We start from the raw sequence: 10,594 nt of genomic DNA on the forward strand, positions 1-10,594 counted from the left end.
TGTAATCCGCTTTTTAAGCACTCTTCTACCAGGTTTAACATTTTTCTATTTTCGCTCATGATTTGTTTTTTGGCAAAACTCAGGAAAATGATGGGGTTAGGCAAGATGTAGTTGGCCGGGGGGATACTGCACAAAGTCTTATATATATTTTGAAGAACAATAGGGTGTTTAGCTTGCAGTGTAATATTGTATGGCATACTAAAAGGCTCAGGTCTTTCTTCATCGCTATTAAATGTTAGTAATACATTTTCTTCTTTTTTTAGATTGAAGTTTTGTCCGTCAAATATTTTACTCCCTCCTTTACCCTTTACATCATAGATAGTCCTAAAGAGTGATAAATATTGTATTATGTCTTGTTCGACAGCTTTGCTAAAGTCAGAGTTGCAAATATCACACTCATCATATAAAACTATTGTCTTATTACCCAGTCCTTCAGAAATAGCATGAGCCTTACTATCAAAAGAAATATTCGGCTTCTCATTATTACAAAACCTACAGACTCTTTTGCTTTTTACAGGTTCTCCAATATTAATTCTTTTGTCACCATAGACTCTAATTTGATATTTTTTCATTAATTCACCAAACAGGTCTGTTGTCTGCTTATTGAATTCTTCAAAGGATTTACCTTCTTCTGTTGCTCTCAAATAATCGTACAGCTTAAGATTGTCAACGTTTTCAGATTGGATGCCTGGTAAAAAGAAAAATGGTTCATTAGCCTTTAGTTTTCTGAAATATGCAGAAATCTTATTTAATTGTGGAAGGTCTTTTTTATACTTATCTGTAAACAATTCCATTTTTTGTCTAACTTCCTGTGAGTTTTTTTGCAGAGATTCTATAACAAATTTTTCATTTGCATCAACCCTTGTGAAAATCATTAATATATCTTCAACAAATTGTTCCACTATTTCTTTTGCTTCTGACTTTATTTCAAAAGCAAAAGTGTCCGACAGTGCTATAAACTTTATTTTGTACTTATACATAATTTTATTGACTTAATCTACGATCTAACAGGGTTGCAGCTAACGTTTTGGCGCTTGGCGCAGTGGCGGACTTAGAAGCACGAACCTGTCAACCTGCATAAATGCCCAATAGAAGCACCGCACTTGACTTAACCACTTCACCCGCCATTGAGCCAAACGCCTGTTACCGCCGTTTTTCTAATATTTTGTAATCTTACACTTCCCACTTTCAATGTCTGCTGAAATTTTTTTGTATTTAATATTGTCAAGCCGTTTACCATCTTGATAGACTACATTAACCTTGTCGTTACGCCCTAGTTTAATCGATTTATTGTTTCTAGTTTCCCCCTTAGTCAAATGATTTGTCGGTGTAAAATCGAATGTGATATTTTTAGGAGTATTGGGTTGATCATATCGAACTTGTTTCCCTTCTCCTGTTTGAAGTTGTCGAAACAGCTTGAATATTTCATCTGCCTTTTCATTGTATAAAATTTTCCCATTTTCAAAGTCAAATGCAGTTGTCCCAAATGAACCTATAAGTTGGTCGGTTGTAACTTCATCAGAGGTTGGGTCTAAATTCTCGTATTCGTCAAGAATAAACCGTGTTTCTACTCCAATTAAATTATATCGTTCCAAAATCAAATCATTACGAATTGCGAAGTTCTCTCCAAACTTCTTCTTCTGAACGCTTGGATAAATTATCGCTTCAATATTCTTGTCAGATACTACGGGGTGAAAGAGTTGTTCTGATGCAAGTAAGGAGCTAAACAAATAGTCAGCTAGTCTTTCTCTTGAAACTTCTAAACTAAAGGCGGCTATCAAAAATTCTTCAAGTAAATGTCCAATTCCAACAAGAGGATGATTTGTGTTTTTTAGTTCTCTTTTTTCTCTGCGGACTATGTTACAGTTGACTTTTGTATTGGGTTTTAATTCAAAGTGGGAAAGGGTAATAACATCACCGTTTTTAGGTTTGGTCTCCCAATATGCCCCCCCTTCAGATGTCGCACAGTATAAAACCTGTTGTCCGGGTATGTTACACCGACCGTAGTTAGTGTCTTTTATTGGTGGAGCAAGTAATTCAGATATCTCTGTCAGAAAACTTAATTCTTTTCCTTTAGAAGCAAGTATGCGATTATTTACTGAAATCCGAACCAATCTTGAAGGTGGATTGTCTGTATAGCCAACTGCTTTTAGATTGAAAAATGTTTTTATGTTCTGTGAAAGATTTTCAAGCTCGTCAGAAGTTAAGTCGTGTGTCTTATTGAAAAGTGTTCTGTAATAGTCAAGTTTCTCCTTGACTTTGTCGGCAGGATTAAGATTGAGCTTCTCAGTATTGAACTTATTATTTGCAACTTTTTCAATCATTCAATGTCGGTTGTTGTAGTCCCAAAATGGCAGGTAACTAGTTTATAGATGAAGGTTTGTTTCGTATATCACCGCTTAGATAGCTATATGCATGTTTTTCATTTTCTATGCTCGCATTATCTTTATGTATCTAATTCATCTAACGCAATAAAGTAAAAAACAAATCTTGGTTAATCCTAATATTGAATGAAAAACAGGTAATTATACCTATGGTGGGTTATTGGGAAACTGGCCATTTATTCTTAAATCCTTTCTGCTCTATAATTAATTGTTTTCTCTGTAGAAGTTTGATAGTTACCGAAAAGTAAAAGGGAACACAATTTTTATCAATGCGAGAAGATAGGTCAGGAATTCAAGAGGGGAAGCGGATATGCTTATTAATTGTCCACCAAGTAGATTATTATGCTACAAGTTTTTCTATCAACGTCCTAAAATATTTCGCAATTTCTCTTCTTTGCTCATAGACATTGCTTGAGGAAGCTCATGCATAAAAATATTTTCAGTCCTCTCGACTTCGATAGGATTTACTGAGTGTCCGGCTTCGGCAGCCATGCTTAATTGATATTTATATTCGGAAGATTTTAGTGGTGAATTTTTTCCTCCGAAATGCAGTATCATTCTCATCTCACCCATTATTTCAGCAGCAGGAATGACAATTATAAGAGATGTCTTGAGTGGAGCACCATGATGAAGAACATCTATCAAATCATCGCCAATAACTTGTGCTCCGTTCAGCCAATATTCATAAGTTGATGCAGGATTATCATAACCTTGGAAGACTCCTTTTGTTGTTGTTAGCCTAAAAGAAAGATTTGTTTCATTTTGAAGCGGTGACCAATTGAGTATCAATACCTCGAGGTGCAAATTATATGACAATAAATGACCTTGAATCGTAATATTATTGATTTTTACATACCCTTCTATATCCGGAAATTTTATTTGACGGAACATTGCTTCAACGTAGTAATGTGGAGCAGGGACACTTTGTCCATCGAGTCGCATGTAATAAATATGATTGGTTTGATGAGGAGAAAATGGGCTCTTCTGTATTTCAAAAACACAAATGCAATCTGTGTCGTTTTCTATGATTTTAACATTTATACCTTCTGGCATTGGGATTATATTGCCTGAAGCTTTGGAAATAACTCTATCTTTCTCTAAAACAATATTTATTGGACTTAGCGCTCCCTGAAATGATTTTTCCTTCTTGTCACCGATCCTTCTTCCAACTGGAGTTCCCCATATTATTATTCCACCATTTGAATTTAGAAAGGCACATGCTGCCTTGTAAATGCCCTCATATTTAGAATCCATCGAACCATGTTCCACAAACGATTTGTATTCTATGGAATCTGTTTCCTCCTTCGCTTCTGCAAAGTAGCCTTCAATATCATTCCAAGTAAGATCATTTAATGGTTTGCCAAAATAGTTTTGAGAATAGTTCATTTAATTATATATGAATTTTAGTGAGGTGTAGAACCTAAAACAATTTCAAATTAAGTCATCAACAATATCAGCAAAATCAAATTCGTGAATTAACATAATTGTATGCCCTTCCTTGCGCAGATCGATAGCCTTTTCAACTTTTCTTCCGTAACATGAAAAAGCCCAGGCCTTATTTCCTCGATCTCCAACAATTAAGTAATCTGTTTTTCGATTAATACTATCAGTTGGAATACCGCCCAACTTAGCTATGTCCTTTTGAAGATCTTCCCGATTACCTCTTTTAAGTACTCCAGTTATGCAAAACGTTTTTCCGGAAAAGACTACATTAGGTTCACTTGAACACAAACCTGAAATACTTATCTCCGTTGTTTCTTGTTTAACAAGAGCATCGGTTGAAGAATCATGTAATTTTACGAATTGATTAAAATATGCTTTCAAAACTAATTTCTCCTCTTCATCAATTTTATTATCCGAAAGAATAGAGGAAATCAAACTTCTCACCTCATCATATGGATAATAATTGTTTAAATGTTCATTTTCCTCAAGCCATTTATTTAACTTGTATACTTCCTCATCACTTATAACCCCATCAGCCAATATGCCATGACAAAGCCCTTGCAAAGTTTGGAGATCAGTTGTTACAGCATTATAATAATAGTTATCCCCTTCGTATTTTTGACATAACCAAAATAAGTCTTCTATTGTTTCCTTTGGTGGAATTTTATCTGATATTGTTCTTTCAATGATAGTCATAAACTCATTGAAAGGATTACGATGAATTAATTTTTTATGATTTTGCACCCATTTTTGTAGTTCATGGATTTCTTTTTCATTAACTTCATCATCAAGATTAATTCCAAGCAAAATTCCTTTTAAAGAGCTTATTGCTTTATCTGCCTGTGCTTTCGCTGTATATATTTTCAGGACTTGTTCATCAACTTTACTCATTGTTTTTTGTTTTAAATTTACGTATAATTATTTGTTGATTTCATATTATTTAAAATCATTTATAAATACCCCTTTACCCTTTCTCCGGTAATAACCCTTCCATATTTACCAAATAGATGTCCTTCCTGAAGCATTGTTCTCCTTGTAAAAGGATTAGCGTTTATACGCCCATCCTCTACTGCCTTTATAAAGCCCTTTCTGTTAACATGCCCAATTTCAATTACCTTATAATCTTTAAGATGAACAAGTACGAAATCAGTCCAATCGCCAGTTATTTTTGTTGTTTGTCCGCTACTATTTTCGCAACTGATCAACTTTACTGAAACCCTTGTTTTCTTATCGGCACTATGTAGATCATATTCCTTTTCAACTTTGCTTTTCGCTTTGATTAAGATAAGACCCATTTCCTTTTGAAAAAACTGAAGAGCTATTAACTCTCCAATCCTCCCCATTATATTATCATTCCCTTTTAACGCTTCGACATTTTTTGCTTGATCCAAAAAATCCTTGCGAGCTTTTAAATAGGAAATAGCTAATGCCTGTAATTTTTCATATTCATCCATAATGCTGTTTTATAATTTTTAATTAAAATGCTCTATGATTATTTCCTCAAGCATCAGAAACCACTTCCTATATGGCCACTTTTGTTAATTCCCTATATTTAAAAACTTAAATAAAAACTCTCAGTTGGAACTGAAAAATTCTCAAAATGAAACCAAAATTTTAATGTAACACAATTACCAGGACAATCATGAAACTTTCTCAATTGCAATTGAAATCTTTTAGCTTTTAAGGATTCAAATATCATAGGAGCATTAAGTACCTTTGTATTGATTCTATTATTGTAGTCCATTTCATGATGAATGGTGCCAATGGAATGAAGAAAATGTTCAGCAGGAATACCTTTTAATTGCGAATCTATTTTTTCAATATGGATTTCTATCTTATTGAGTAATAGTATTTCAGGGCTACTATTTGTGAATTGAAAATCAAAAACCGGATCAGCTGATAAATTTGAACTGTTTGATGAATATTTCTGATAATAACTATATTTCTCTCCCTTAAAAAGAAACCAATTGCTTATTGTACAATCAATTGAAGACTGACTTAGTTTAAATTTCCCAACACCTTGTGGAAATAATTCTGGAAAATAGTGATATCCGATATGGTCGTGTTTTAGAACCAATTCTATAATTTTCGTATGTCCCCAATGAGTAAGTTTGAAATGAGCCATACGAATAAGACCATTTGATTCAACTGTATATGAATTTTCATATTTTCTCCGTTGCACATCAAACCATTCCTGTTGCTCTTTATACCAATCTTCAGGTGTAATAAGAATAAACTCCTGTAGAAATTTATTTTCTGTCAATGCACTTTCAATTGATAATTGAATTTCCTTTTTTTGATTCGAAGTAAGATTTGCTGAATAGAATTTATACTGAAAACCAATAGCGAGTTTTTTAAAATCTTCGTTTCCTCGAATATAACCATCAACTTTTTTATAATCACCTGAGGCATCAGACTCCGAAACGAAATTAATCCCTTTTATAGAATAATCTGCTTGTAAAAGAATTTTAATAAAGCGGGCGAATTCTTGGCCACCTTCACTACCGTTTGATATTTTCTGATATAATGTAGAAGTATTTGGTATTGGCATTTTTTTATTATGGATTGATTAATTTTAACTCATTAGCAACATCAAATGTTAATTTGGCTAAAACCCTTTTATCAAAATCTTTTTCATTTACGTAATTCCCAAAGGCAATTCTGTAAAGCTCATCCTTGGAACAAGATTTAAATAATTTGAGGAACCAAATCAAATATGCGCCTTTTGATATATGAGCTTTTAAAATAATTTCCTGAATATAGTCAGAATGTTCCGAAAAAATATTTTCCAATTTAAAAACCTTATTTTGACGATTAATTGCTTTTTTATTTGTACAATTTTGCCGTTCAATTATTTTTATATCCAAATCATTTGCTCTACCTACTAATGATCGATAGTTTTTGGGAATCCATGTAAAAATAGCATTACTTCCATGTTCATTTTCATAAGGATGTAAATATTTACTTAGCGAAAATTCTTTGCTCCCTTTCTTTTTGTTACAAATTGTACAAGAAGGAATTAGATTGTAGAATGATAGAGAAAGCAAGGGGTGCGCTTTTTGCGAAAAAAAATGATCGAATTCCGGACGAGTGACTTGATTTCCATCCTCTATTATGGTAAAGGTATATTGTCTATTACAATACAGGCAAGTTCTTATGTTTAAAGCTCCTGCCAATTTGTATGGATTCCAGCCAACATTGACTTTCCTCTTAATAAAAGCATTATAATTAAATATTTTTCTAAATTCAAGGTCAATAAGTTTTTTATCAGTCCTGTACTTTTTGATAAAGGAATACAAATCTTTCTCAATCTGTAATAAATCTTTTGGTTTGAATGTGATTAAAGCCTCGAGATTTTTTTCAATATAAATCTTGATACTCTTATTGAATCGGCAATCAGAGCTTTTTAAAGATTTTATGATTGAAGCTTTTAAACCCTCAAAATGATTTATGCAGATTAAATCTAAGTTTCGTTCTTTGCTTCTGTGTATTTTTAACATTCAAATAGTTTTTTTTCTAAGAGCTTTCAATTTATCATCAATCAACTTTTTTTGTAATTCTAAAGTATATTCCTCCCAGTAATCTGGTCGAACTTTCAAAGCCAATAACTGAAATAACTTTTCTTGGACAATAGGATCATCAATAATCTTTATAAATTTTTCAATAGAATCAATTTTTTCCTGACTTTTATCCTGTCCTTCCGAAAGCCATGTAAGAACCTCATTGATTTTATTTTCCGCCAATTTTCCAATAGGAGTGTCAAGAAAAAAGGAGGTAGCTAATAGGTCATGAATATTAGCAGCGAAAGAGGTTACAAGGGATTTATCGACAATTGATAGATTATTAACCGACTTTAAAAAAACGATATTATAATGAGGCAAATCAGAAATTATAAATGGCGAATTACTGGTCACTATTAATTGTATCTTCGGAATGTTAAGAATTGTTGGAAGAAATTTTGTGAGGTTATAAATCAATTCCTTTTGCCATTGTGGATGCATATGTGCCTCCCCTTCATCAATCATAATAACTACATCTGGTTCCTCTTCAAACTTTGACATATTATGTATATTTACCCTGTAGTCATTTATTTTCTTAACGTAATCAATTATTTGATTTTGCGCATCATAAAATCTGGAAAACATTGAAAATAAAGATTGCTCACCAGTACTTAAGCCAGACCAGTGGCGTAAATGTTAATAACCCGACCAAGCCTAAAGCCAAGAGTTTAAAAGTAATCCGAGCCAAAAAATGAAACCAATAATTGACCTTAAAAGTCAAAAAATCGAAAACAGAAACCGAGCCGACCAATAGCCAAAATTAAAAGCTAAAAAAGCCCTGAAAAGTCCGTAAAAGTTGAGAAAATCGAGCCTGACAGATTAGCCGAATTGTTGATAAGTCTAAACCGAGAAGCAAGCCGAAATTTAAGCGATTAAGAGAAAAAAGCCCAAAAATAAAAAGCGAATCCAAACCAACCGACCAAACCGACCGAAAAAAGCCCCAAAACTGAATTGATTAAAAAACCAACTGTGCCGAAATCGGCACAAAAAAAGCCCCTGTTCCACCTGTGGCGGAATGAAAAGCACCACGCCAAAGCGTGGTAAAAAAAAGCCCCTTTCTCTGCCTTGCAGAGAATAAAAAAGCCCAATAAAAAAGCCCAAAAAAAAGAGCTGCGAAGCAGCGAGTATTTAAAAAGCAAATAGAAAAATATTTGAATTGAACCAAGCAAAAAAGCCCCAAAGCCGAACCGAATAAACCAAAATTTAGAACAAATAAGAGCCTAAAAAAGCCCAAAAAATGAACAGCTAAAAAATAAAATTAGAGCCGATTAAAACCGAAAAACAAGCCTTAGACTGCGGAAATAATAAAAGAGAAATTAAGAGTAAAAAAAGCCCCAAAACCAACCAAAACCCAAGCCCAAAACCAACCGAAAAACAAAGAGAAAAACCACCAAAAAGAACAACAAAAAACACAAACCCAAAAACCCAAAAAGCCCCCTTTAAAATCCATCATTCGGAAGGCTCAATGACCCCCGAAATTGGGGCGGAATGGGGAAAAGGAAAAAGAGAGAGAAAAAGGAAGGAAAGACAGAGCAGTAAAGGGATAGAAGCGATTTTGAAGCTGTGTTAATAACTTTCTTGGGGCGAAAGGGCAGGAAGCTGTTTTAACAGCGATTTAAAGCAAAAAGAAAGCCCAAGCTGTGAACTTGGGCTTTGAATTAGTCATTTCTTTTAACGTATTCCAAATTCGTAAAAGTGTAGTCTTGTTCTTTTTCTAAGGCTTTAAAAGTTCCTTTAAATTCGGAAGAACTTTTCAAAGTAAATTCATAGTTGCTTTTACCGATTGCTTTTATTTCATATTGCCATTTTATTCTTGATAATTCAGGTAAATTAGCATTTTTGAAGTACTTATAACAGATGTATTTTTCTGAATTATCCATCTTGATTAAGATTACAACGTTTTCCTTTTCAAGATTCAAATGAAACCTTTGATTTAAAAATTCTAATGACTGCAAAACGAGTTTATCGCTTTTTTGAGCGATTGCATTGCAGCTACAAAAAACTGCTAAAACAACGTATATAAAGAGCTTTGCCATATTCTATTTCGTAATTGGAGCTACATCCTTTTTGTCGGGTGCATTACCTGAACCCCTTCCATGTTGTCCTTGACCTGTTTCTAAGGATTGATTTTGAGATTGAAGTAAGGTGTTTGTAAATCCAATAGCCCAATCACTTCTTTGACTCTCCGTCATGTCATTGAAATTTACCCCATTAAATTCTCCGTTCATTTCACTCATTATAACATTCATCATGCCATGAGCAAATTCGTGTAAAGTAGCGTGTTCTGCTCCAAAAACATTACTGCCCCCTTCTGTTGAAAGATTTATTCCATTCTTTATCAAACCTGACGTAACAAGAATTTCATTTTTATCCTGTGTTGAAGAAGTTATTGTAGGAGCCATAAACTTACCATTGTCCTTATATGTTTTTGTTGCACCGTAAAAGAAAGTTGTTGCATTACCATCTTGAACAGCACCCCCTGTTACCATTTCGCCATCACTATTTCGACTTACAGATATATTTTGATTGGCAATAACTGTTGTAACTGTTTGGGATTTTACTAATGTCTCTTGGAAATAGTTGAACATTAAAGTTTGTTGTGGAGTCATATTTTTCGGTGGTTCAGCATTGTGAATTAGTGTATTATTTACAAAGCTGAATCCATTGTCTTTACCAAACGCATAATTTAAAGTCTTTAGGACTAAAGTTTGAGCCGCAAGCGAAAACGCTTTTACTTCTTTCCCGTCAGGGTCTGTAAAGAAAATTGGATTATTAGCAGCGTAAGCATACGGACTAATGTCGGGATATTTTTTTGCTTTAGCATCTATTTTGGGTGTTCTTCCTAAGCGAGTATCTAACCACCTATCCCCCATATCTACTATGTTTCCTGACCCTGAAACTTCGTCTATCCTTTCGTGACCACCGAAAGAGTAACGGTAATCCCCGCTATTGAACGAACGGCCCGGCATTTCTTGACCGAATGGGTAAAAATCTCGCGACACCAGGATGTCTGCATGGTATCCGACAATGTCCCCGTTGCTGTCTATCTCGGGTATTTTACGATCAGACACGACAACATGAACGTTCCCTAAATGGTTATCCTTTTCATACAAAAAATCCAATCCCCGCTTTTCCCCCATAGCCCACTGCCCGGAAAAAGAAAAATTTCCATGAACCGCTTTCCTGTATGTGTATGATGTTCCCTGC

The 10,594-nt window shown here is 34.0% G+C and carries 10 protein-coding genes; all 10 read right to left on the reverse strand.

Going from position 1 to position 10,594, the window contains the following annotated elements:
- Window positions 1-980, reverse strand: a 980-nt coding sequence (locus H0V01_14950) for a hypothetical protein (GenBank protein ID MBA2584669.1), incomplete at its 3' end; no start/stop codon positions are given.
- A 177-nt stretch (window positions 981-1,157) separates the two neighbouring features.
- Window positions 1,158-2,324 (reverse strand): RES domain-containing protein, encoded by a 1,167-nt coding sequence (locus tag H0V01_14955; protein ID MBA2584670.1) that lies wholly within the window; start codon window positions 2,322-2,324, stop codon window positions 1,158-1,160.
- A gap of 420 nt (window positions 2,325-2,744) precedes the next feature.
- On the reverse strand, window positions 2,745-3,770 hold the full coding sequence (locus H0V01_14960; GenBank protein ID MBA2584671.1) for an ATP-binding protein: 1,026 nt from the start codon (window positions 3,768-3,770) through the stop codon (window positions 2,745-2,747).
- A gap of 45 nt (window positions 3,771-3,815) precedes the next feature.
- Window positions 3,816-4,718 carry a BRCT domain-containing protein gene (locus H0V01_14965; protein MBA2584672.1) on the reverse strand — a complete coding sequence of 301 codons (903 nt, stop codon included), beginning with the start codon at window positions 4,716-4,718 and terminating at the stop codon, window positions 3,816-3,818.
- A gap of 59 nt (window positions 4,719-4,777) precedes the next feature.
- Window positions 4,778-5,281 (reverse strand): hypothetical protein, encoded by a 504-nt coding sequence (locus H0V01_14970; GenBank protein ID MBA2584673.1) that lies wholly within the window; start codon window positions 5,279-5,281, stop codon window positions 4,778-4,780.
- Between the two features lie 98 nt (window positions 5,282-5,379).
- The gene (locus H0V01_14975) at window positions 5,380-6,378 is read right to left on the reverse strand and encodes a hypothetical protein (GenBank protein ID MBA2584674.1); all 999 of its coding nucleotides are present in this window, start codon (window positions 6,376-6,378) and stop codon (window positions 5,380-5,382) included.
- A 7-nt stretch (window positions 6,379-6,385) separates the two neighbouring features.
- Window positions 6,386-7,327 carry a hypothetical protein gene (locus H0V01_14980; GenBank protein ID MBA2584675.1) on the reverse strand — a complete coding sequence of 314 codons (942 nt, stop codon included), beginning with the start codon at window positions 7,325-7,327 and terminating at the stop codon, window positions 6,386-6,388.
- Window positions 7,328-7,972 carry a hypothetical protein gene (locus H0V01_14985; protein ID MBA2584676.1) on the reverse strand — a complete coding sequence of 215 codons (645 nt, stop codon included), beginning with the start codon at window positions 7,970-7,972 and terminating at the stop codon, window positions 7,328-7,330.
- Between the two features lie 1,073 nt (window positions 7,973-9,045).
- On the reverse strand, window positions 9,046-9,306 hold the full coding sequence (locus H0V01_14990; protein ID MBA2584677.1) for a hypothetical protein: 261 nt from the start codon (window positions 9,304-9,306) through the stop codon (window positions 9,046-9,048).
- 120 nt (window positions 9,307-9,426) lie between these two features.
- Window positions 9,427-10,356, reverse strand: a complete 930-nt coding sequence (locus tag H0V01_14995; protein MBA2584678.1) for a hypothetical protein — start codon at window positions 10,354-10,356, stop codon at window positions 9,427-9,429.
- Window positions 10,357-10,594: the final 238 nt, after the last annotated feature.

This window comes from Bacteroidota bacterium, from assembly GCA_013696965.1.
Lineage (GTDB): Bacteria > Bacteroidota > Bacteroidia > JACCXN01 > JACCXN01 > JACCXN01.

Excerpts from the sequence above, each read along its gene's own strand:
- H0V01_14975 (MBA2584674.1), bottom strand. The coding sequence starts at position 6,378 with ATGCCAATACCAAATACTTCTACATTATATCAGAAAATATCAAACGGT.
- H0V01_14960 (MBA2584671.1), bottom strand. The coding sequence starts at position 3,770 with ATGAACTATTCTCAAAACTATTTTGGCAAACCATTAAATGATCTTACT.
- H0V01_14985 (MBA2584676.1), bottom strand. The coding sequence starts at position 7,972 with ATGTTTTCCAGATTTTATGATGCGCAAAATCAAATAATTGATTACGTT.
- H0V01_14970 (MBA2584673.1), bottom strand. The coding sequence starts at position 5,281 with ATGGATGAATATGAAAAATTACAGGCATTAGCTATTTCCTATTTAAAA.
- H0V01_14995 (MBA2584678.1), bottom strand. The coding sequence starts at position 10,356 with ATGCCGGGCCGTTCGTTCAATAGCGGGGATTACCGTTACTCTTTCGGT.
- H0V01_14965 (MBA2584672.1), bottom strand. The coding sequence starts at position 4,718 with ATGAGTAAAGTTGATGAACAAGTCCTGAAAATATATACAGCGAAAGCA.
- H0V01_14980 (MBA2584675.1), bottom strand. The coding sequence starts at position 7,327 with ATGTTAAAAATACACAGAAGCAAAGAACGAAACTTAGATTTAATCTGC.
- H0V01_14955 (MBA2584670.1), bottom strand. The coding sequence starts at position 2,324 with ATGATTGAAAAAGTTGCAAATAATAAGTTCAATACTGAGAAGCTCAAT.